Consider the following 23,794-nt stretch of genomic DNA (forward strand, 5'->3'; position numbering starts at 1 on the left):
AAATCACTCCCATTTGGCAGAAGTTTGACTTTTTGTTAAGAGATTTTTCGAGAGTAGAATGCCGACAGTGAGTGGCAGGAACAGGCTGATGTAAGCCAGGACCCTGAAATGATCCGGAAATAACGGAAGCTCCAGCCAGGTTGCCGTGCCTTTGTGGAAAATAAGGGCTTCGGTAACCAGAAAAGCAGTAAAATACAGCCAGAAGATCCATTTTGGGAGTTGCAGGAGTCGGGTGTGGGCAAGAAAAACAAAGAGGGGAACAGTTACAACCCCCAGGAAAACCCAGTGCAGGTACCCTATGACAAAATCGGTAAAATTAAAGGCCAGAGTTGCAAAATATGGAATAGCTGAAAATAACTGTAACAGGAGTTTAGCTGCCAGGAGGAGGAGAGTAAGCTTCAGGAGAAGCTTCAAAAATGGCGAAAATTGGAGCTGTTTCCAGATGGGGCTAACTATTTGCCATAGTTTCAGAAAAGCGGTGATCTGCAGGACTGCACCAATCCCTCCAAGAACATAAAAGATCCAATGTGGTTCTGTAAATAACACCGAAAGGAAAAAGCTTAGGATCACAGCTGCATTGAGTTGCCAGAAGAAGCTCTTAAAGTGCCCTTTTTGAGGGTTTAAATTTTGTTGTTCCAAAAAGTAAAAGAAGATTCCTAAAAGTGCGAGAATAAACCATGCATTGTATTGAAAATGCAGGTAAAAATAAATGGCCATTTTATACCAGATGCTCGTGCTTCCCAAAGTTGTCATGATTCCGCCTAAGGCCCAGGGGCCAATACTGGAGAAGACCATGTACCAGAGGGAAGCCTTAATGAGCTTAAATGAAGATGTGGTTTTATATTGTGGCGGAGTCTTCTTCAGGATGAACCAGGCCATAAAGTAAGAAGCAATAAGAAACAGCGTGGAAAAGGTGATGGAAAATAGCGCGTATCCGGTGAAAGGAAAGGTGACGAGCATCCCGATGAGGGTGATCTGGGTAAACCAGAAAATTCTTTTATAAGTTTTTCTGAAGCCGGCTTCAGAAAAATACATTTTATAGATTAGGGTGGTAAGGGCAATATATACCCATCCCAGCAGGGCAATGTGTGAATGTGCATGCACTACATACCTGAAATTTGCAGGAATTGGGATAACGAAAAAGAACCGAAGGAACACTCCCAGCAGCCCCACAAGAAAGAAATACCCAAGGGCGATGTTGGTGTGTTTTTTAAGATCAATCATTTTCTAAATGTAGGAAAAAGAGAGGAGGCAAAAAACTGCATTTTTGAAACCCAGGGGGGTGGAATCAATGACAGCAATTGCCTCCCTAATAAATAGAATTTTATACTTCTGCAGGTTCTTCTTTGCGCAATTTTTCTTTCTTCCCTGCAGGCAATTTCTTGCTGCTGTCAAGAGAGAAAACAAACCATACAAAAGCAAATAAACCTACTGCAAAAATAGTATCTCCAATGGCCCGCATCCAGCGTAGGGTATCCATTCCCGGTTGCTGCATGAATTCGGCAGAACGGGCGTACCACATTCCTTCATTCACACTGGCCACTGTTTGTAACAAACCAATTGGCAGTACGCTTAGGAGAACCATGAGTATAAGACCAATGTTGATGAACCAGAAAGAGAAACTCAGCAGTTTATCATTCCATATCTGCACCCTGTAAAGGCTTCTCAGTACAAACAGCATAAGACCAATTCCAAGGAATCCATACACTCCAAATAACGCGGTATGCGCGTGAACTGCTGTGGTGTTCAATCCCTGCATGTAGTAAAGTGCAATGGGAGGATTAATGATGAATCCAAAGATTCCTGCTCCCAGGAAGTTCCAGAAAGCTACTGCAATAAGGCAGTAAATGGGCCATTTGTAATCTTTAAGCCATTCGGTAGCTTTGGACAACTTGTAGTTTTCATAAACTTCATATCCAATCAACACCAGCGGAACAACTTCCAGCGCGCTAAAGGTCGCTCCCAGGGCCATTACCGCAGTGGGAGTACCACTAAAATACAAGTGGTGGAAAGTTCCCAGGATACCTCCCGAAAGGAAGATCACAGTTGCCAGAAGTACGGTTAGCGTAGCAGTATTAGTGCGTAGCAATCCGAGTCTCACAAAGAGGAAGGCAGACACCACTGTGGCAAATACTTCAAAGAAGCCTTCCACCCACAGGTGAACAACCCACCAGCGCCAGTATTCGGCGATTGCAAGGTTGGTTTGTCTTCCCCACATAAGTCCTGCGCCGTAAAATAAGGCTATTGCTGCGGAAGAGATCAAAAACATGATAAGCAGATTCCTTTCTGCAGTTCTTTGGCGTATTACCGGAAGAAGAGGTCTTACCATTAGCGCAAGCCATACAAAAAGACCTACAAAAAGGAATATTTGCCAGAATCTTCCAAGATCCACATATTCATATCCCTGGTGCCCGAACCAGAAGTTCTCTGCCAGTCCAAGTTTTTGCATAATTCCCATCCATTGTCCGGCCATAGAACCGAAAACGATGATAAGAAGACACACAAAGAGGAAATTCACCCCAAATTTCTGATATTTTGGATCCTTACCTGAAACTGCAGGTGCGATATACAATCCTGTGCCCAGCCAGGCAGTGGCGATCCAGAGAATTCCCAGCTGGACGTGCCAGGTCCTGGAGATGGAATAGGGGAGGATTTCAGCAAGATCGAGTCCGTAGAAGCCATCGCCTTCCACGCCGTAATGAGCGGTGACTACTCCAAAGGTTACTTGTATAAGTATGAGAACACATACTATCCATATATATTTTTTCACGGCCATCATAGAAGGCGTAATGGTTTGATCCATTAACGGATCATTTACCGGCCTTTCCGGATCTTCTTCCTCTTTCATCTTCGCATGGTAAAAGACCATGAGTCCAATTCCCACCAGCAGAAGGATAATACTAAAGCCTGTCCAGATGAGGAGATCCCCCGTAGCTTTATTGCCCACCAGTTCATCTGGAGGCCAGTTGTGGGTATAGGAGACTTCACTTCCCGGTCTTTCTGTCACAGTTGCCCAGGTTGCCCAGAAGAAGAAACCTGCCATTTGCTGCATCCTGCCCTCATCCTTAATGGAATTTTTTGGAATGGCGTAGTAATTCCTGAGTTCGTCCAGTTCGGGGTTCTCCATGAAAAGCCCGCGGTAATAGTCACTGAGAAATGCTACAGCTTTGGCTCTCATAGGAGAAATGGTAATGGTACCATCGGCTTCATTATAAGTATTTTCCCGTAACTCCAGTTGAAGCCTTCTTTCCAGAAGCGCCTGTTTCTCACTTTCAAGCTCCTCGTAAGGCTGATTGTAATCTTCCAGAGACCACTCGTTAAGGATATAAAGAGCCTCCCGGTGAAGCCAGTCTGCAGTCCAATCGGGAGCCTGATAGGCACCGTGGCCCCAGATAGAACCTACCTCCTGGCCACCCATACTTTGCCACACATTCTGTCCGTCCTTAATGTCCTGACCTTCAAAGACTATTTCACCTTCTGTCGTTACTATTTGTTCGGGTAATGGAGGTGCCTTTTGGTAAATTTCAAATCCATAATAGCCAAGAACGGCAAAAGAAAACGTTACTACAAGCAGGAAAGCGATCCATAATTTTCTTTCTTTACTCATTATATGATATTTAAAAACCGAAAAGGAAAACTAAAAGCTTATCGCTTTTAATCTTCTTTTTCGGTCTGTTGAGGGGATTTATTTTATACTTCTGTAATTATTTTGTGCGTAGCTCTTTTTCAAGTAAAAGAGATTTTGGGAACAAAATATTATTTTCTAAGTGGACATGTTGATGAAGATCCTGTTCAAATTCATCCAGCTTCGCATAAAATGCTCTGTAAGTATTACAGGCTCCCGGAGGTGGAGTGTAATTATTACTTAAACGCGCTATGGTGCGGAGTAGTTCGCCGGCATCCTCATGTTCGGTTTCCATCATTTTAATAGGATTATCTACAGTGCCAAAATGTGGCTGTGGTAGTTCTCCTCCTTCTTTTTTGGCTTTTACCATTTGCTTGATGAACGGGAACAAAATGAGTTCTTCTTTCTTCATGTGAGCGCTTAACTCTCCGGCCACTTCTTTTACCAGATCATTGATTTCAAGCAATTCGGTGTAATGATGTCCGTGTACCTTTGCTACTCTAGCCGAGTATTGCAATAACAAGGGGATATTCTCTTCTACATAAGAATGGTGGACATTAATAATATGATCTGTAAGAAAATCGAGTTCCCAGCTGTTGTAGTTGGTGGCTCTTGAAGTTGTATTATCTACATTGAGAAGGTCCTGAATGAGTAGGTCGCAATCTGCATTGTATTTGGTACAGGCCTTATCGAGAGTGATTCCGCCTCCACAGCAAAAATCGATACCGTATTTCTTAAAGATGTGTGCCGTTTTGATGTTTTCGGTTACCATTTCGGCAACTGTTTTACTTTGTAGATTTTCCATGATCATATTTTTTAGTTTAACTGGAGTTTCAATTTACAGGTACAAAGATGAGAGATAAAAGAGGTGTCTTTTATGAGGCTGGTCATAAAGGACAAATTTGTCTTAATTAATTTATTAAAAAAATAAGACGCCTCTGGGGGGAGGCGTCGACTAAATAAAACAAACTAATTACTAACTTAAAAACAAATTATTAACCATGTAAAACCAGTAGTGGCAATTGATTTATAAAGGGAATATTCTCATTTTCCTCATTGCGGAGAAATTTTTGACATAAATTGAGATTCTTTGCTGCCAGTACGATCATATCCACGTCCCGGTTCGCAATAAGTATTTTTTTAGGATTTAGATCTCTTGATGTGTAATAGGTTTGCAGCACCGGAATTCTTGGTGAAAAAGAATCCTGTAAAAATTCACGGTTCTCTATTTGTTCGGCCGAGGGTTCTATTTCATTGTTAAAGATCTCCAGGATTTTGACCTGTGCATTTGAAAGTGAAGCAAGATTTAGCAGGGTGCGCAGAACCTTACTACCGTAGTGGATCTTATAATCTGTTGGGAAAAGGATTTTTTTGTGTTCCTTGAACGATGCGTTTTCAGAAATGGCCAGAACAGGACATTTTACCTTCATCATCACGTCCGAAGTGTTTTTTCCGATAATTACTCCTTCATTATTGGTCTTTCCTTTGGTGCCCATGAGGATGAGGTCAATCTGTTTCTCCTGTACCTTGGCTCTTACTGCATTAATAAGATAATCTGCCTTAAAACAAATATTGTAGGTATGTCCAGGGTTGGTGCGTATGCTCTGAAGCCACTTGATTAGCTTATCAAAATTTTCCTGAACTGCAGGAGGAATAGATGTATATCCTGTTGCCATTCTATCTGCCGGAAGGGGGAAGACATGGAGCAAATGAAAATGGCAGGGAGTATCCTTAAAGAACTGCAATGCATAGGCAGCTGCATTCCTGCTATTTTCAGAAAAGTCTGTGGGCAATAAGATATTCATCATCTGTCACATCTGTTTATCGCACAAAAATATGCAGGAAGTCAGATTGAAAAAATGATGAACATCAGTTATTGAAATATTCTAAGCATCAAGAAAATCAACTGATCTTTTTGAGTGCTTCTACATCGAGGAGCTTGATATTACGGCCTTCTATTTCCAGTAATCCTTCCTTTTTGAAATCAGATAAGGTGCGTATGAGAGTTTCTGAAGCCATCCCGGCCACACTGGCCAGATCACTCCTTGATATCCTGATACTCTGGGTTGGATGTCTTCTTATTTTTTGCGAGAACAACAGGATTGTGCGAGCGGCTTTCTTTCTTACCGAACCATAAGCCATCTCAAGCAGCTGCTCTTTGATCCCGGTAATATTATCTCCCATTACATCTATCAATTCAAGAGTAATGTTGCTGTTATTCATAAGAATATTTTTCAACTCGTCCTTGGAGACTGCGTAGACCCGGGTTTCCTCCATGGCGGTGGCATATTCGGTATAGGCATCGCTCTTCTTAAAAGAGGTATTTCCAAAGAAATCTCCTTCCTTGTATATGGAGGTGATAAGTTCCTTCCCGTATTCATCCATACGGTGGCTCTTCACTACGCCTTTATCTACAAAGAAAAAATGGTTCCCCAGTTTACCTTCTTCGTAGATGGTCTCTCCTGCTTTAAAGGTTTGCTGCTCGTAGTTTTTAACCTCTTCCCTTAATTCCTGCAGGGAATTGATCTTTTGCTGAGGTGCTGCCTGTGCCGGGCTCTTTCCGTTTTCCTGAAGTTTCTTTAGAATAGCCACTTTTGCCAGCCGGCTTTCTATTGCACTTATGAGCTCTTCCTCCTCGAAAGGTTTGGTGAGATAATCATCTGCCCCCAAATCCATCCCGCGGCGAATATCCTTATGTTCGGTCTTTGCCGAAAGAAAAATAAAAGGTATGGCATGGGTTTTTGGATCTTCAGAAAGCGCCTGAAGCACTCCGTAGCCATCCATTTCGGGCATCATGATATCACAAATTACGATGTCTGGCAGCTCCTGCCTGGCTAATTCCAGGCCAGACCGGCCGTTTGCTGCAGTGATAACATTGTATTCTGCAAGTTCAAGTAATTCGGCCGTATTTTCCCGAACTACAGTGTCATCTTCTATAAACAGTACTTTTTTCATTCTTTAACTATAGGTAGTTCTACAATAAACTGGGTTCCGGAGTTTTCTTTACTTCTGAAGCTAATGGTTCCTCCAAGATTCTCCAGGTGGACCTTGGCAATGTTGAGACCAATTCCTGTACCCTGGTTTAAGAGAGCATTTTCTGCTCTAAAATATCTTTCGAAAATATGTTTTTGATCTTTCTCCGGGATTCCCATACCCTCATCTGTCACCTTAAACCAAATCTTTTTTTCTTCTACTTCAATTTGAAATTTAATAAGAGAGTCTTCCGGGGAATATTTTATTGCGTTGTTCAATAAATTGGACAACACCAGCTCCAGTATCTTTTCATCCTGGTGAAGGATTACATTTTCGATGTCGCGGGTATACTCAATATTTTGTCCGCTCTTTAGGGTAACATTGGCATTGTACACTACTTCGTTCACCAGTTTGCTAAGGTTAAAATCTGTAAATTTATAGTTCACTTTCCCGCTTTCCAATCTTTCTATAGATAAAAAATCATTGAGGATATTATCCAGGTAATGTACCTTGCTCTTGATGGTATTAAGGTGTTTTTCCCGTTTTTCCTGCTGGTCTTCAAGCCTGTATTTTCCGGCGAGAACGACAGAGGTTAATATCCCGCTAAGAGGGGTCTTAAATTCGTGGAAAACCAACGAAAGGAATTTTGTTTTCAGTTCATTGAGTTCTTTTTCCTTTTGTAAGGCTGTTTTTATTCGGTTTTCGGCTTCTTTTCGGCGTTTAATTTCAGTTTCCAGGCTCTTGTTGGCGTTCTGCAGATCCTGGATACTCTCTTCCAGTTCTTTTGTTCTCACCTTGATCTTGCCTTCCAGTTCATTATTGAGCTGGGTTATTTGACGCTGCGCCTCTTTTCTTACTGAAATATCTATGACAAGAGACATCACATAACGCTCCTCTCCGATTTTGAATGGGTTAAGTCCCGCTTCCACTGGAAATTCATCTCCGTTTTTTTTTACTCCGTGCAGGTCACGACCATGGCCCATTTGTCTTTTTTCGCTGTCATTTAAGAAACCTTTAAAATGAGCGGGATGTGCAGAACGATACTTGGGAGGTATCAATAGGTTAAGTGGTTTACCCTTTAGCTCCCCTTTTTCGTATCCAAACATATTATCTGCCGCCAGATTGCTGCTAATGATCATTTGATTCTTATCAACAACAATAATACCTTCTGAAGCTGCTTCAAAAAGTACATTGAATACATTCTGGTCACTTTCAAAAATTTCCAGTTCCTTATCGTTGGGGGTGCTCAATATCAAATCTATTTTAGAGTGAGGGTCAAATTTAAACAATTTAGAATAACTGAAGTTTCACAGAAAAGTGGTGTCAAAAAAGTCATTTTTGGAAGGGATTTAAGAAGAAAGATCCGGAGAGAAATATTTTCTTTCCGGATCCTTCGTTGTAATTCTGCAGTATCAAATCCTTCATTTTCACTCAAAAGACTGCTTAATCACAACTATACCGCCTGTTCGTCCTCTGGAGAGACGTAATCTTTATCTGCCGGAAGTAGCTGGCTCGCAAGTTTTGTCACTCCCATTGCAATTAGCACAGCAGTAATGACAAAAAGCAGAAATTTGACCATTAGATTATCCTCCAGCACATTGCTGTAAAATGTGAGAATGATCTCTATAGCCAAAAATGCCACTTGAAAACTTGCCTTTAGCACCATCTAAATGAAATATGGGATAAAGATACATTTGTGGCAAATTTTTATAGGATGTTTTTGAAGCTTTGACGGAAATTTAACGTATGGTTCTCAATTCCTTAACCAGAACTGCCGGGTTTTTAAAAAGCTTCCGGAGTGCTATTTTTGGAGAGTGAGGATTTTGGCACTAAACTTTTGCCTTAGCCCCTTTCTGATAAGTAAAAATACATTTAAAATGTTCCTCAGGATATTTTTAGAAGGAATATTTTTAATGTTTTTTATATAAAAAAAAGAATTCGTCAATGATCAAGGATTCCGGTGAATAATGATCTGCCTAATTTTCGAGTTTAAAGGTTATAACAGGACTATTCGCATGATTCACCAGGTCTTCACTTATACTACCGTTAAAGAAATGAGATAAACCTTTTCGTCCATGTGTGGCGATTCCCACCACATCTGCATTTATTTTTTTGGCAAAGTTGAGAATCCCCTGTTCGACAGAATCATCGTTGAAAATATGGAATTCATAGTTATTAAAGTCTGTTCCTTCAATGTACTTCTTCAGCTTTTGGTCGCAGTCATTTGAAGTCACAAATTCATTGGCAGTATTGATATACACCAAATGTAGCCTCGCCTGGAAGGTATCGGCCAAAGCCACCACTTTAGAAAGCGTATTTTTCCCGGTGGATTCAAGGTTAGTGGCGAAGATAAAATTTTTGACCTCAAAAGATGGATGGTCATTTTTTACGACGAGTACAGGGATTTCAGAAGTTCTCACTACTTTCTCGGTATTTGAACCTATAAACATTTCCTTTAGACCCGAAGCTCCCTGGGAGCCCATGATAATAAAATCACAACCGTGCTTTGTACTAGCTTCCAATATGCCGTCAAAGGCTTTGTTGACCTCTACGGTGTCATGAACTTTAAGACCCTTAAGATAAGGTCGGGAAAGAAGTTCGTCGAATTTTTGTTTAGCCATTTTCATAAAGAAAAGGGCTTCAGGTAAATCATTGGAACGAGTTTCTCCTACCGGGTTCACCATATCTACAGGTAGTTCGATCAAGTGCAAAAGATAAATTTCTGCATCAAATTTTTTTGCGAGTTGAGCGGCTACTTTAAGGGCATTTTCTGCCTTTTCCGAAAAGTCGGTAGGGACAAGTATTGTTTTCATAGGTAGTTGTAAGATGGTAAGATTGATTCAGTTATAAAATTACAAATATTTTTTCATTCCAATTCTTGTTTTCGTTCTACAAAAATATTACTATATTTGCACCGTTGAAGCGAAAAAAAGAACAACGAGGGGACAGAAAGTCCCCTCTTTTTATAGCCAGACCCGGGAATGTTACGAGAGAAAGTAGAAAATTTACTGCAGGAAGCTTTCGAAGAAAATAATTCATTATTTTTAATTGAGCTCAATGTTAACGACTCAAATCATATCACCGTTGTTATTGACGGAGATAAGGGGGTGTCTGTAAATGATTGTATTGCGGTAAGTCGCAAGATCGAACATAATCTTGATCGCGAAGAGGAAGATTTTTCCCTTGATGTTTCCTCGGCAGGAGTATCCGCGCCTTTGGAAATGCCGCGACAGTATCAAAAGAATATTGGTAGAACTCTTGCGGTAACTACTGTCAAGGGAGAAAAGATAGAGGGAGAACTGGCCGCTTTTGAGAATGAAAAGCTAACTCTTAAGTGGAAAACCAGGGAACCTAAGCCTGTAGGTAAGGGCAAGGTTACAGTAAGTAAAGAAGCTGTCCTGCCTTTAGAGGATGTGAAAGAGGCAAAAGTGATAATAACATTTTAACAGACATAAGATATGGAAAATATCGCGTTGATAGATTCGTTTTCAGAATTCAAGGATGACAAGTCCATAGACAAGCCAACATTAATGGCAATCCTGGAAGAGGTATTGCGAAGTGCTCTTAAAAAGAAGTACGGGGAAGACGATAATTTTGACATAATTGTAAACCCCGATAAAGGGGATCTTGAAATTTGGAGAAACCGTGTTGTTGTGGCCGATGGAGAGGTGGAAGATCCCAATCAGGAAATATCTTTAACTGAAGCCCGTAAAATCGAACCCGATTTTGAAGTTGGGGAAGATGTTTCTGAAGAAGTTAAGTTGATCGACCTTGGTCGTCGTTCTATTTTATCTTTACGTCAAAACCTTATTTCTAAGGTTCACGAACACGATAATACAAATATCTACAAGCACTTTAAAGAGCTTGAAGGAGAAATTTATACTGCTGAAGTTCACCACATTCGTCACCGCGCGATTATTCTGCTTGACGATGATGGTAACGAGATAATTCTTCCAAAGGACCGACAAATCCCTTCAGATTTCTTCAGAAAAGGGGAGAATGTTAGAGGGATCATTGAAAGTGTTGAATTAAAAGGAAATAAACCAGCAATTATTATGTCAAGAACTTCTCCTTTATTTTTGGAGAAACTTTTTGAACAGGAGATTCCGGAGGTTTTTGATGGTTTAATTAATGTGAAGAAGGTTGTAAGAATACCCGGTGAAAAAGCTAAAGTAGCTGTTGATTCTTATGATGATCGTATTGATCCCGTTGGTGCCTGTGTGGGTATGAAAGGATCAAGGATCCACAGTATCGTTCGGGAACTGGGGAATGAAAATATCGATGTGATCAATTATACCAGCAATAACCAGTTGTTGATCACCAGAGCACTTAGCCCTGCCAAAATCACCTCTCTCAAGATAGATGAGGAGAATAAGCGGGCAGAAGTAATGTTAAAACCTGAAGAAGTTTCTAAAGCTATTGGTCGTGGTGGTCATAATATTAGATTGGCAGGACAATTGACAGGTTATGAAATCGATGTCTTTAGAGAAGGTGTTGAAGAAGATGTGGAATTGAGAGAATTTGCAGACGAGATCGACGACTGGGTGATTGCAGAGTTTGCCAAGATTGGTCTTGATACCGCAAAAAGTATATTAGAGCAGGACGTGGATGATCTTGTCAAGAGAACAGATCTTGAAGAAGAGACGATACGTGATGTAATGAGAGTTCTTAGAGAAGAATTTGAAGAAGAGAATAAAAGTTAAGAATAAAAGAGGTTAATTTAGAGGGCAATTTATGGCTGAAGCGAAGACAATGCGATTAAATAAGGTGTTACGCGAATTCAATATTTCGTTGGATCGTGCCGTGGAATATCTCAATTCCAAAGGCCACGAAATAGAAGCGCGTCCCACCACAAAAATTTCGGGAGAGATTTATCAGGTGCTTTCTGATGAATTTCAAACCGATAAAAGTAAGAAGGTAGAGGCAAAGGAAGTTGGTGAAGAGAAGCGCAAGGAAAAAGAGAGCCTTCGTCTTGAGAGAGAGAAGGAACTGGAAGAAAAGCGCAAGCAGGAGGAGAAGCAGGAGGTTATAAGAGCGAAGTCTAACCTGGAAGGCCCAAAACAGGTAGGTAAAATCGATCTGGATAAACCAAAAACAGCTTCCCCTGAAAAATCTGAAGCTCCGGCAGAAGAGACTAAAGCGCCTGAACAGCCACAGGCCGAAACTCCCGAAGCTCCCAAAACAGAAGCTCCTAAAGCGGAAGTTCCTGAAGCAGAATCGTCAAAAGAAGAAGCACCACAAGCTGAAACTTCAAAATCTGAAGAAAAAGCACCCGAAACTCCCGAGCCACAAGCTGAAAAGGCTGTAGAGGAGAAGTCTAAAGAAGAAACAGCACCTGAGGCTGAAGCTTCAGGGGAAAAAGAAGACGAAAATTCTACTGTTACTACTAAATATCAAAAGCTTAGTGGTCCAAATTTCACAGGAGAAAAGATTGATCTCTCCCAGTTTAAAAAGCCCGTTAAGAAGAAAGACGAAAAAGATAAAAAAGCTGAAGAGGAAAAGGAGAAGCGCAAGAAGCGTCGTCGTCGTATAAGTAAAGATGTTAAAGGCGCTCCGGGACAATCTGGTGCCGGTGCAGGATCAAAAACCAATAAAGGGAAACGTGCCCGTCCGGTTACCAAAGAGGAGCCTAGCGAAGAAGAAGTACAAAAGCAGGTACGTGAGACCCTTGAGAAACTTCAGGGTAAATCTGGTAAAGGTCGTGGTGCCAAGTACCGTAGAAATAAAAGGGATTCTCACCGTCAAAGGACCGAGGATGCCCAACTTGAAGAAGAGAACAAGGTATTAAAGGTTACGGAATTTGTTACGGTTAGCGAAGTTGCTACCATGATGGATGTGCCGGTAACGCAAATTATCTCTGCTTGTATGTCTCTTGGAATGATGGTAACCATGAATCAGCGTCTCGATGCTGAAACTCTTTCCATTGTTGCCGAGGAATTTGACTATGAGGTGGAATTTGTTACTGCAGATATTGACGAGCCAAAAGAAGTGGTTCCCGAAAATCCTGAAGATCTTAGTCCACGTGCGCCAATTGTCACTGTAATGGGACACGTTGACCACGGTAAAACTTCCTTGCTGGATTATATTCGTAAGGAAAATGTAATTGCCGGGGAAAGCGGTGGGATCACTCAGCACATTGGAGCTTATGGTGTGAAACTGGAAAATGGTCAGAAAATAACATTTTTGGATACTCCGGGTCACGAAGCCTTTACGGCTATGCGTGCCAGGGGTGCTCAGGTGACTGACCTTGCTATTATTGTAGTGGCGGCAGATGATGATGTGATGCCTCAAACCAAGGAGGCTATTTCTCACGCCCAGGCAGCAGGGGTGCCAATCGTATTTGCAATCAATAAAGTGGATTTACCAACGGCAAATCCTGAAAAAATTAAAGAAAAACTGGCAGGAATGAACCTGTTGGTTGAAGACTGGGGCGGTAAGGTTCAGTCGCATGATATATCGGCCAAAACAGGTCTTGGGGTAAAAGAACTTCTTGAAAAAGTGCTTCTTGAAGCCGAGATCCTGGAACTTGAGGCCAATCCCGATAAGCTTTCTACCGGTACGGTAGTTGAAGCTTACCTGGACAAAGGTAGAGGGTATGTTTCCACAATCCTGGTGCAATCAGGTACGCTGAGAATTGGAGACTATGTTCTTGCGGGTAGACATAGTGGTAAAGTGAAGGCCATGCAGGATGAACGTGGAAAAGACGTGAAAGAAGCAGGTCCTTCAACACCGGTATCTATTCTGGGTCTTGACGGTGCACCGCAGGCGGGAGACAAGTTTAAGGTAATGGCAGATGAGCGTGAAGCTAAAGATATTGCCGCCAAACGTAACCAATTGCAACGTGAGCAGTCTGTAAGGACTCAACGTCATATTACTCTTGACGAGATTGGACGCCGTATCGCACTTGGAGACTTTAAAGAACTTAATATTATTCTTAAAGGTGATGTTGATGGTTCAGTGGAAGCTCTTACCGATTCGTTCCAGAAACTTTCTACTGAAGAGATTCAGGTGAATATTATTCACAAAGGAGTTGGTGCGATTACCGAGAGTGATGTGCTACTTGCTTCAGCTTCAGATGCGATTATTATTGGATTTAATGTTAGACCAGCCGGGAATGCCCGAATGATCGCCGAGAAAGAAGAAATTGATATTAGAACATACTCCATTATCTATGACGCCATAAACGACCTTAAGGATGCTATGGAGGGAATGCTTTCTCCTGTAATGAAGGAGGAGATTACCGGTAATGCAGAGATCAGGGAGATCTTTAAAGTATCTAAAATTGGTACTATTGCCGGTTGTATGGTGACAGATGGTAAAATCTACAGAAACTCACGAATAAGATTAATACGTGATGGGGTAGTGGTTTACACAGGTGAACTTGCCTCTCTTAAACGTTTTAAAGACGATGTGAAGGAAGTTTCCAAGGGTTATGATTGTGGATTGCAGATTAAGAACTACAATGACATACAGGAAGGTGATGTGGTTGAATCCTTCCAGGAAGTTGCTGTGAAGAAAAAGTTGAAATAGAACTTAGGTAATTTGAAAATAAAAGGGACGCATTGGCGTCCCTTTATTTTTTTACAAAATAAGATGTTTTATCTTTTTTCCGGTTTAAATCTAAATGCTGCCGGGAATGATTTCTTTATTTCCAGCAAAGCTCTGTCTGCCTCCAGGCTGTTCCTGAAATTTCCAACCCAGACTTTATAATTTGGCGTTTCAAAGACTATGGTTGACGACCATTCGGGAAAGAGGGATCTATACTCCTTTATTATCTTACTGGCCTGATTGTTATCCCCGGAGAATAATTGTATCCTGTAGCGTTCGCCAATAACTCCATCTTGAACCATTTCGGTTTTTTGTTCCAGTAGTGCAGGGATGATTTCGTCCTGATGGATTGATACCTGCCCTTGCTGTGCCTGTGTGGCTGCTGTTGCTCCAAATAAAAATACAGTTACCAGGATTAACTTGCTTTTTCTCAACATTTCTTCTTAATTTTCTGAATTACAAAAGTATAACTTTAGCCCTTAATTCTGCTCTTAACAGTTATTTAGAACAGTTATAAATTAATTGGCTGTCCTCTCAAATCGAACTTAAGTATTACTTTTGTCGGTAAATTTTTTGGTGCTAAAATATGATTTTTGTCACGTTTTTAATCCATTAAAAATCGTACCAAATAAGACGTTAATTCAACTTATAATATGAAAAAGGTGAAATACCGCCCTTCAGCCACGCGATTACTTATATTAAGTTTTTCGTTTTTCCTTTCATTTTCTACGCTTGTCCTGGCCCAGGATGACTCCGAACTATCTGAGGATCCTGAACAGGGGATTTCCGAGCGACAGGGTGATGTTGCCGGACCCATGGAGTCAAACGTGGAGGCAGAAGCTTCCGGAGATGCGGCTGTAGGTAAAGAGCTTTTTAACACGCTGTGTGCTGCCTGTCATAAGCTTGACGCCAATTCTATTGGTCCGCCACTTAGAGGAATAGGGGAGATTAGGGAAACCGACTGGCTGCATGCCTGGATAAGAAATTCCCAGGCCTTAATCGCAGCAGGAGACGAGCAGGCGGTTGCTATTTATAATGAATACAATCAGGTAGCAATGCCGCCTTTTCCGCAGTTAAGTGATGCGGATATCGATAATATTCTTGCGTATGTGAATGCGCCAAAGGCCGTGCCACAGGCACAGCAAGTGGGTGGACAGGCTGCCGGTGCCAGTGATGGTGGAGGCGGAATCTCTACAGATATTCTTCTTGGGATATTAGCATTTATCTTATTAATGCTACTTGTCATCCTGTATCTTGTAAATAAAACTCTTAGACGATTTGCGGCTGCAAGCGGTGTAGAATTGCCGGTAAGAGAAAAAAGAGGTAAACCTGTCTGGAAATCTTTTGTTGAAAACCAATTCCTGGTAATTGTCACTGCTGTTGTTCTTGTATTGGTAGGCTCTTATTTCGCCTATGGATGGATGATGCAGGTTGGGGTTGATCAGGGGTATCAGCCAATTCAGCCAATTCACTTCTCTCACAAGATTCATGCGGGAGACAATCAAATTGAATGTAAATTCTGTCACAGTTCTGCCAGAGTATCCAAAACTTCGGGGATTCCATCTTTGAATGTATGTATGAATTGTCACAAAACTATTAGCGAAGTGGCTGAAAGTACGGCCACAGAGGAATATTCAAAAGAATTTTATGACGGTGAAATTGCAAAATTATATGAAGCAGTTGGCTGGGATGTAACCCAGCAAGCTTATACGGGAGAGACCGAGCCGGTTAAATGGATAAGAATACACAACCTGCCAGATTTTGCATACTTCCATCACGCACAGCACGTAGAAGTTGGGGGTATTGCCTGTCAAACCTGCCATGGACCTGTTGAGGAAATGGAAATAATGTATCAAAACGCTCCGCTTACAATGGGATGGTGTATTAACTGTCACCGGGAGACAAATGTCCGTACGGCGGGGAATGAATATTACGAGAAGGTTCATGAAGAACTTTCCAAAAAGTATGGAGTAGAGGAATTAACAGTTGCCCAAATGGGGGGACTGGAATGTGCCAAGTGCCATTATTAATTTAAAAAGTAGAAAGTAAGCATATGTCATCAAACAAGAAATACTGGAAAAGTGTTGAAGAGCTGAAGGAATCCAGCTCAATTGTTGAGACGCACAGCCAGAAGGAATTTGTGGAGGAGATCCCGACAGATGAATTTTTGGGTAACAAAGAGACTCTTGAAGGTTCGACGACATCCAGGAGAGACTTTTTGAAGTACGTTGGTTTTAGTACTGCAGCAGCTTCTTTGGCTGCCTGTGAAGGACCGGTAATGAAATCTATTCCATATGTGGTCCAACCCGAAAGGATTGTTCCCGGGGTAGCAAATTATTACGCCACTACTATGGCCGATGGATTTGATTTTTCCAGTATTCTGGTTAGAACGCGGGAAGGGCGACCTATAAAGGTTGAAGTAAACACCATGGGAACTACCGGTGCAAATGCTAGAGTACAGGCATCTGTGCTGTCATTGTACGACAATAAAAGACTTCAAAGGCCAATGGCTAATGGGGAGGTAGTTTCCTGGGAGCAGTTCGATCGTGAAGTAACAGAAAAGCTCAACAATGTGAACGGAGACATCGTATTGTTGACGCAGACCTTCGCAAGTCCTTCCACTGCAAAGCTTATTAATGAATTTTCGCAAAAGTACGGGAATGTAAGGCACGTGGTTTACGACACGGTTTCTGAAGATCATATTCTGGATGCCTTTGAAAGACGTTACGGAAGAAGAGCCATACCATCTTATGATTTTGCTTCAGCCGAGGTGATAGTATCTATTGGAGCAGACTTCCTTGGAGACTGGGCCGGTGGTGGTCATGATGCGGGATATGCAAAAGGACGCCTGCCAGTTGAGGGTAAGATGTCGCGGCACGTACAATTTGAATCAAATTTTTCCCTTACCGGTGCCAACGCCGATAAGAGAATACCTTTAACACTGTCACAACAAAAAGCAGCTCTGGCTGCCCTTCATGGTTATGTAACAGGAGGTTCTTCTACAAGTGATCTACCTGCTCATATCGATGATGCCCTTATTAAAGCTGCAAGGCAGCTGCGCAAGGCCGGTAGTGGAGCCGTGGTGGTGACAGGAATTCCTGAAGTTGATGCCCAGTCATTGGCACTCTCAATAAATGAAGCTCTTGGAAGTGCAGTCATGAATACTGAAAATCCACGAATGCTGCGTCAGGGAAATACTGCCGAAGTGAAGCAGTTAGTAGCCGATATGCAGGCTGGACAGGTAGGTGCAATCTTAATTGCGGGAGTAAATCCTGTGTACAGCCTTCCGTTTTCTGAAGAGTTCGTTGAAGGTATGGCTAAGGTTGACCTTAAGGTGGCCTTTTCCATGAAGAATGATGAAACTGCATTATTATCAGACTATGTGGCGGCTACCCCACATTACCTGGAGAGCTGGGGGGATGTAGAATTTACTCCTACCAAATTCGGTTTAATGCAGCCTACTATAAGACCACTTTTTGATACCAGTCAGTTTCAGGATGTTCTCCTAAGATGGACAGATAACAATATGTCGTATGGAGATTATATGCAGAACACCTGGGAAGCATCTATGGGATTCTCTGCCTGGGTGGATGCTTTGCATGATGGTGTTTTTGAAGGTACTTCTCCCTGGAATGTGGCTGTAGGGTCGGGGCCCGGAGAAACTACCGCTGCAATTGATGACGATGCAGCTGTACGAAATCTTACTGCAACTCCTTCGGAAGGTTTAGAGCTTGAGCTTTTCACTTCGGTTTCAATGGGTAGTGGTAACATGGCAAATAACCCGTGGCTGCACGAATTGCCAGATCCAATTACGCGTGCTTCCTGGGATAATTATCTCAAGATCTCTAAATATGATGCTGAAGCGCTGGACCTTGAAAATGAACATGTATCTAATGGAGCCATCAACGGGAACTATGTGAACCTGAAAGTTGGGGATACTGTGCTTGAAAAAGTTCCTGTGTTCATCCAGCCGGGACAGGCGAGAGGTGTTGTTTCTCTTGCACTGGGCTACGGAAAGAAAGAAGGGATCCAACGTGAAATGCAGGTAGGTGTTAATGCTTATCCATTGTATAAAGATTTCAAATCTTTCCAGAATGTTACCATAGAAAAGACAGCAGGGGTTCATGAATTTGCATGCTTGCAGCTGCACACTACCTTAATGGGAAGGGAAGATATTGTTAAAGAAACAACTTTGGAGATCTTTAACACCCAGGATACTCATGTATGGAATAAAATACCCCAGGTTTCCTTAAATCACATCGAAACTCCGGTGACATCACCAGATGTTGATCTTTGGGATGGTTTTGATCGTTCTGTTGGACATTTTTTTAAGATGTCTATTGATCTTAATACATGTACGGGATGTGCCGCTTGTGTTATAGCATGTAACGCCGAAAACAATGTTCCCGTAGTAGGAAAAGAAGAAGTGCGTAAATATCGCGATATGCACTGGTTGCGAATTGACCGCTATTATTCTTCTGAAGATTCATTCGCAGAGGATATTGAAAAGAAAGATAATATGAGCGGACTGGGAGATTCGCTTTCCCAGTTTGGCGAACTGGAAGATGCTTCAGATAATCCTCAGGTTGTTTTCCAGCCAATGTTATGTCAGCATTGTAATCATGCTCCCTGTGAAACTGTTTGTCCTGTGGCTGCCACTATGCACGGTCGCCAGGGACAAAACCAAATGATCTACAATAGATGTGTGGGTACCCGATACTGTGCAAACAACTGCCCGTATAAAGTGAGAAGGTTTAACTGGTTCCTTTATGCAAAAAATGAGGAGTTTGATTACCACATGAATAATGATCTCGGCCGAATGGTGCTGAACCCTGATGTTACAGTGAGATCCAGAGGAGTTATGGAAAAATGTTCTTTTTGTATTCAACGCACACAAAGAACCATTCTTGATGCCAAGCTTGAAGGAGGGGCAATCAATGATGGGGAATTCCATACTGCCTGTTCCGCGGCCTGTGATAAGGGAGCTATTGTTTTTGGTGATGTGAATGATGAGACGAGTCTTATATCAGCTTTACGTGAAAGTGACAGGATGTATCACGCTCTTGAGTATGTTGGCACGAAACCGAACGTAATGTACCAGACAAAAGTCCGCAATACATCTGAAGCATAAAAAAGTATATTAAAGAATCAATTATAAAAAGCATATGTCTCATTACGAAGCACCTATTCGAAAGCCTTTAGTTCTTGGCGATAAGACTTATCATGATGTTACGGTAGATGTTGCTGCTCCTGTTGAAGGGCGGGCAAACAAATCATGGTGGATAGTTTTCTCTATTGCGCTTATAGCTTTCCTGTGGGGATTGGGTTGTATTATTTATACGGTTTCTGTAGGAATTGGTACCTGGGGATTAAACAGAACAGTAGGTTGGGCGTGGGATATCACCAACTTTGTATGGTGGGTAGGTATTGGTCACGCCGGTACACTTATCTCGGCAGTTCTATTACTCTTCCGCCAAAAATGGAGAATGGCCATTAACCGTTCTGCAGAGGCTATGACAATCTTTTCGGTTGTTCAGGCTGGATTGTTTCCTATTATTCACATGGGGCGTCCATGGCTGGCTTATTGGGTACTTCCTATTCCAAACCAGTTCGGTTCCCTTTGGGTAAATTTCAATTCTCCCCTGCTTTGGGATGTATTCGCGATCTCCACCTATCTTTCAGTTTCTTTAGTTTTCTGGTGGACAGGATTACTGCCAGATTTTGCCATGATTAGAGATCGAGCCGTAAAACCCTTTCAAAAACATATTTACGGAATATTAAGCTTTGGGTGGAGTGGGCGTGCCAAAGACTGGCAACGCTTTGAAGAGGTGTCACTTGTTCTGGCCGGTTTGGCTACTCCTCTTGTATTATCTGTACACACTATTGTATCTTTTGACTTTGCCACTTCGGTGATTCCGGGATGGCATACAACGATCTTTCCGCCTTATTTTGTGGCGGGGGCGATCTTCTCCGGATTCGCAATGGTGAATACGCTTCTCATTATTATGAGGAAGGTTTCCCATCTCGAGGATTATATAACTATCCAGCATATCGAATTGATGAACATTGTAATTATGATCACAGGTTCTATTGTTGGTGTGGCTTATATTACCGAGCTGTTCATGGCGTGGTACTCGGGTGTGGAATACGAACAATACGCATTTCTTAACCGTGCAACCGGTCCTTACGCCTGGGCTTACTGGGCGATGATGACCTGTAACGTATTTTCTCCACAGTTCATGTGGTTTAAAAAGCTGCGTACAAGTATCATGTTCTCTTTTATTATTTCCATTGTGGTGAACATAGGGATGTGGTTTGAGCGGTTTGTTATTATTGTAACTTCACTTCACAGAGATTACTTACCGTCTTCATGGACTATGTTCTCTCCAACCTTTGTGGATATCGGGATTTTTATTGGAACCATTGGTTTCTTCTTTGTTCTATTCCTGCTTTATGCAAGAACTTTCCCTGTGATCGCGCAAGCAGAGGTTAAGACAATTCTTAAAGCTTCTGGGGATAGATATAAAAAATTACGTGAGGAGCATGGAGACCATGCAGATCATACTAACACGATCGTAAGAGAACCAGTGTCAAATGTTGAAGAAGGGTGGATTAAAAGAAATGAATACGATAAAAAGAGGGATCACGAACCCACAACTCATACAGAAGGTTTAACTAGTTCTGAGGTAGATAAAGATAAAATTGATGAAATGCTTCACCGCATTGGAGTGTTTGATCCTGCAACTCAAAATGCAGATAACCTGCAAAAGCTTGGCGGCGTTGGACCTTTAATGGAACAAAAGCTTCACCAGGTAGGTATTTATACTTATGCACAGGTGAGCAATCTTTCTGGGGACGATTATATTTTGCTTGACAGGGTAATAGATAACTTCCCTACTGCAGAGAATAGAGGAGATTGGAATCAGCAGGCAAACCAACTTAAAAATTAATTTATAATGGCATCTAAAGTTATACACGCTCTTTATACAGATGATGACTTGCTACTACAGGCAGTTAGGCAAGTAAGAGAAGCTCGTTACAGGATTGGAGAGATCTATACGCCGTTTCCAGTTCACGGACTCGACAAGGCGATGGGGCTTGCTCCAACCCGGCTGGCAATAACCTCTTTTATTTACGTGATTATTGGATTAGTGGTGGCGGTTGCCATGATGAATTTTATTATGATTGAAGACTGGCCTATGGATATTGGAGGGAAGCCCAGCTTTACCTTTATTCAGAACAGCCCTGCGTTTGTACCCATAATGTTTGAATTAACTGTATTTTTTGCTGCCCACCTTATGGTGTTTACTTTCTTTATGAGAAGCAAATTGTGGCCCTTCAAAAAAGCTGAAAATCCCGATGTAAGAACTACCGATGATCACTTCCTAATGGAGGTTGTAATAGGTAATCATGATGCAGAGGAGCTAACTGAATTCTTGTTTAATACAGGAGCTTCGGAAATTAAACTAATAGATAACAAATAAACCCAATGAAAAGTTTATTTAAAAAATCCATGTTATTCATCGTTGGCTTAAGTGTGGTTTCCTGTGTGGAAAACTCGAAGCCCAACTACCAGTACATGCCAAATATGCATGAAACTGTAAGCTATGAGCCATATGGAGCATACGATGTCTTTGTTGATGAGCAGGAGGCTAAGCTTCCGGTAGAAGGAACAGTGTCGAGAGGCTGGAGACCTTTTCCCTACGAACATTCTCCTGAAGGGTTTGCTGCAGCCAAAACAGAATTAACCAATCCTCTTCCATATACAGAAGAAACTCTAGCTGCTGGTAAAGCGCTATATACTATTTACTGTGCTTTGTGTCATGGTGACTCAGGAGATGGAAAAGGAATTTTAGTTGAAAGGGAAAAAATATTAGGTATACCCAGTTATGATGATGTAGGTAGAGCGATTACAGAGGGTAGCGTTTACTATGTACAATATTACGGTTTAAACGCAATGGGATCCTATGCCTCGCAAACATCCATTGAAGAGCGATGGGCTATTACCCACTATGTGATGACCCTTAAAGATGAACTTGAAGGAAGTCCTGCCCGTGAATTTGAGATTCCAGAAGGAGCAGAAGCTGGAGTTGAAGCTGAAGGAGAAAATGGTGAAGATGAAAACCTTATGCCGCCGGTAAATGCCGAACAGCCCATGGAAGTGAAGGAAGATGACACAGATGAAGGACCAGTTGAAGAAATCGAAGAATAACAGCCCACTAGATAATATAAAATATGTACACGCTATCCAGTAAATTAAAAATATTTTCTATAGTACTTATGGTAGTAGGTCTTCTGGGCCTTGTCTACGGGTTTATTGCCGCGCCTTCTACTATTGAAGAAGTAAGAGAATTTGTAGCATCTCATGATGAACCTCATGAAGCCATGGAAATGCCTCTTCCTGGTCAAACAGAGGATGAACTGGAAGACGATGCAGAGGGATTTGACTTTGTCCCCTCAGAGCACCAGGTAATTACCGAGCGTATGGATGAGGAATCCCATACCATGGCAGAAGATGCCGAACTTGTCCACCTTGAGCATGTTTTACATCAGCTACAGAACAAGCCTTGGGCTGCAGTATACGTTGCTGCTTTCTTTTTCTTCATGATTGCTCTTGGAACCCTTGCTTTTTATGCCGTACAATACGCTGCCCAGGCAGGTTGGTCTCCGGTTCTTTTTAGGGTAATGGAAGGCATTACTGCTTATCTGCTTCCGGGAAGTATCATAATTTTTATATTTCTTGCACTTTCCGGCTTACACTTAAACCATCTTTTTGTTTGGATGGATCCCGAAGTAGTTGAACATGATGAGATCATTCGGAACAAGAGCGGTTATTTGAATGTCCCCTTTTTCCTTATTAGAGCTGCGATCTACATTGCAGGATGGAATATCTTCAGATATTTTATGAGAAGAAATTCATTAAAACAGGACGAGGCAACAGATATTAGATGGTACAAGAAAAACTTTAAGCTTTCAGCAGGATTTCTTGTATTCTTTATCGTCACCGAATCTATGATGTCCTGGGACTGGATCATGAGTCTTGACCCACACTGGTTTAGTACGCTTTTTGGATGGTATGTTTTCTCAAGTATGTTTGTGACGGCTGTTACAGTAATTGCTATGGTAACTATTTATCTTAAATCAAGGGATTACCTGCCATTTGTTAACAATAGCCATATCCATGATCTTGCAAAATTCATGTTTGGACTTAGTATTTTTTGGGCCTATTTATGGTTCTCTCAGTTCATGTTGATCTGGTATGCCAACATTCCTGAGGAGGTTACTTACTACGTCGCGAGAATAGAAGATTACCAGCTGGTATTCTTTGGAATGGTAGTTCTTAATCTTATCTTCCCGCTTTTACTGTTAATGAACAGTGACTTTAAGCGTGTAAATTATTTTGTGGTGATGACAGGAATTATAATTCTTTTAGGTCACTATCTTGATATTTATGTGATGATCATGCCCGCTACGGTTGGAGAATCATGGTTCATTGGGATACCAGAACTTAGTGCGCTGGCATTCTTTGGAGGATTGTTTATTTTTGTAGTTTTCAATTCGCTCTCAAAAGTACCGTTACTGGCCAAAGGAAATCCTTTTATAAAAGAAAGTGAGCATTATCATTATTAAAAGATTGTTTAAAGAGAA

Annotated in this window: 18 protein-coding genes; 9 read left to right on the forward strand and 9 right to left on the reverse strand. The window is 41.7% G+C overall.

The genetic code is table 11. The annotated features are described in order from the left end of the window. Window positions 1–3: 3 nt before the first annotated feature. The 8 genes from H148_RS0116640 to H148_RS0116680 all read right to left on the reverse strand — a co-directional run bounded on the left by H148_RS0116640 (window position 4) and on the right by H148_RS0116680 (window position 9,411). On the reverse strand, window positions 4–1,224 hold the full coding sequence (locus H148_RS0116640) for a hypothetical protein (RefSeq protein ID WP_037325541.1): 1,221 nt from the start codon (window positions 1,222–1,224) through the stop codon (window positions 4–6). A gap of 100 nt (window positions 1,225–1,324) precedes the next feature. After that, the gene (locus H148_RS18185; RefSeq protein WP_051286579.1) at window positions 1,325–3,607 is read right to left on the reverse strand and encodes a nitric-oxide reductase large subunit; all 2,283 of its coding nucleotides are present in this window, start codon (window positions 3,605–3,607) and stop codon (window positions 1,325–1,327) included. A 97-nt stretch (window positions 3,608–3,704) separates the two neighbouring features. Further along, on the reverse strand, window positions 3,705–4,430 hold the full coding sequence (gene ric, locus H148_RS0116650; protein ID WP_029035801.1) for an iron-sulfur cluster repair di-iron protein: 726 nt from the start codon (window positions 4,428–4,430) through the stop codon (window positions 3,705–3,707). 190 nt (window positions 4,431–4,620) lie between these two features. Then, window positions 4,621–5,433, reverse strand: a complete 813-nt coding sequence (locus H148_RS0116655; RefSeq protein ID WP_037325543.1) for a universal stress protein — start codon at window positions 5,431–5,433, stop codon at window positions 4,621–4,623. A 94-nt stretch (window positions 5,434–5,527) separates the two neighbouring features. Further along, entirely contained in the window at window positions 5,528–6,580 is a 1,053-nt protein-coding gene (locus tag H148_RS0116660) for a response regulator (RefSeq protein WP_029035803.1), read from the reverse strand. Next, window positions 6,577–7,848 carry a PAS domain-containing sensor histidine kinase gene (locus H148_RS0116665; RefSeq protein ID WP_245583444.1) on the reverse strand — a complete coding sequence of 424 codons (1,272 nt, stop codon included), beginning with the start codon at window positions 7,846–7,848 and terminating at the stop codon, window positions 6,577–6,579. Before H148_RS0116665 ends, H148_RS0116660 begins: the two co-directional genes overlap by 4 nt. 203 nt (window positions 7,849–8,051) lie before the next feature. After that, complete coding sequence (locus H148_RS0116675; RefSeq protein WP_029035805.1) at window positions 8,052–8,264, reverse strand: hypothetical protein; 213 nt, start codon at window positions 8,262–8,264, stop codon at window positions 8,052–8,054. A gap of 310 nt (window positions 8,265–8,574) precedes the next feature. After that, complete coding sequence (locus H148_RS0116680; protein ID WP_029035806.1) at window positions 8,575–9,411, reverse strand: universal stress protein; 837 nt, start codon at window positions 9,409–9,411, stop codon at window positions 8,575–8,577. 168 nt (window positions 9,412–9,579) lie between these two features. Between H148_RS0116680 and rimP the strand changes: the two genes are divergently transcribed. Genes rimP through infB form a run of 3 tightly spaced genes read left to right on the forward strand, consistent with a single transcriptional unit; the run spans window position 9,580 to window position 14,128 of the window. Further along, window positions 9,580–10,044 carry a ribosome assembly cofactor RimP gene (gene rimP / locus H148_RS0116685; RefSeq protein WP_029035807.1) on the forward strand — a complete coding sequence of 155 codons (465 nt, stop codon included), beginning with the start codon at window positions 9,580–9,582 and terminating at the stop codon, window positions 10,042–10,044. 12 nt (window positions 10,045–10,056) lie between these two features. Then, window positions 10,057–11,301: a transcription termination factor NusA gene (nusA, locus tag H148_RS0116690; RefSeq protein ID WP_029035808.1), complete on the forward strand. Its 1,245-nt coding sequence runs from the start codon at window positions 10,057–10,059 to the stop codon at window positions 11,299–11,301. Between the two features lie 31 nt (window positions 11,302–11,332). Continuing rightward, the gene (infB, locus tag H148_RS0116695) at window positions 11,333–14,128 is read left to right on the forward strand and encodes a translation initiation factor IF-2 (protein WP_029035809.1); all 2,796 of its coding nucleotides are present in this window, start codon (window positions 11,333–11,335) and stop codon (window positions 14,126–14,128) included. Window positions 14,129–14,196: 68 nt separating this feature from the next. Here infB and H148_RS0116700 read toward each other — a convergent pair whose 3' ends face one another. After that, a complete protein-coding gene (locus H148_RS0116700) occupies window positions 14,197–14,583 on the reverse strand; it encodes an SPOR domain-containing protein (RefSeq protein WP_029035810.1) in 387 nt (128 codons plus the stop codon). Window positions 14,584–14,799: 216 nt separating this feature from the next. Here H148_RS0116700 and H148_RS0116705 point away from each other — a divergent pair, with 216 nt between their 5' ends. Genes H148_RS0116705 through H148_RS0116730 form a run of 6 tightly spaced genes read left to right on the forward strand, consistent with a single transcriptional unit; the run spans window position 14,800 to window position 23,776 of the window. Continuing rightward, entirely contained in the window at window positions 14,800–16,176 is a 1,377-nt protein-coding gene (locus H148_RS0116705; protein WP_029035811.1) for a c-type cytochrome, read from the forward strand. A 23-nt stretch (window positions 16,177–16,199) separates the two neighbouring features. Then, window positions 16,200–19,277: a TAT-variant-translocated molybdopterin oxidoreductase gene (locus H148_RS0116710; RefSeq protein WP_029035812.1), complete on the forward strand. Its 3,078-nt coding sequence runs from the start codon at window positions 16,200–16,202 to the stop codon at window positions 19,275–19,277. Between the two features lie 34 nt (window positions 19,278–19,311). Continuing rightward, on the forward strand, window positions 19,312–21,096 hold the full coding sequence (gene nrfD / locus H148_RS18190) for an NrfD/PsrC family molybdoenzyme membrane anchor subunit (protein ID WP_083961712.1): 1,785 nt from the start codon (window positions 19,312–19,314) through the stop codon (window positions 21,094–21,096). Between the two features lie 6 nt (window positions 21,097–21,102). Further along, window positions 21,103–21,630: a DUF3341 domain-containing protein gene (locus H148_RS0116720; RefSeq protein WP_029035813.1), complete on the forward strand. Its 528-nt coding sequence runs from the start codon at window positions 21,103–21,105 to the stop codon at window positions 21,628–21,630. A gap of 5 nt (window positions 21,631–21,635) precedes the next feature. After that, window positions 21,636–22,358, forward strand: a complete 723-nt coding sequence (locus tag H148_RS18195; protein ID WP_083961714.1) for a c-type cytochrome — start codon at window positions 21,636–21,638, stop codon at window positions 22,356–22,358. 23 nt (window positions 22,359–22,381) lie between these two features. After that, window positions 22,382–23,776 carry a hypothetical protein gene (locus H148_RS0116730; RefSeq protein ID WP_029035814.1) on the forward strand — a complete coding sequence of 465 codons (1,395 nt, stop codon included), beginning with the start codon at window positions 22,382–22,384 and terminating at the stop codon, window positions 23,774–23,776. Window positions 23,777–23,794: the final 18 nt, after the last annotated feature.

The organism is Salinimicrobium terrae DSM 17865, from assembly GCF_000424665.1.
Classification (GTDB): Bacteria; Bacteroidota; Bacteroidia; order Flavobacteriales; family Flavobacteriaceae; genus Salinimicrobium; species Salinimicrobium terrae.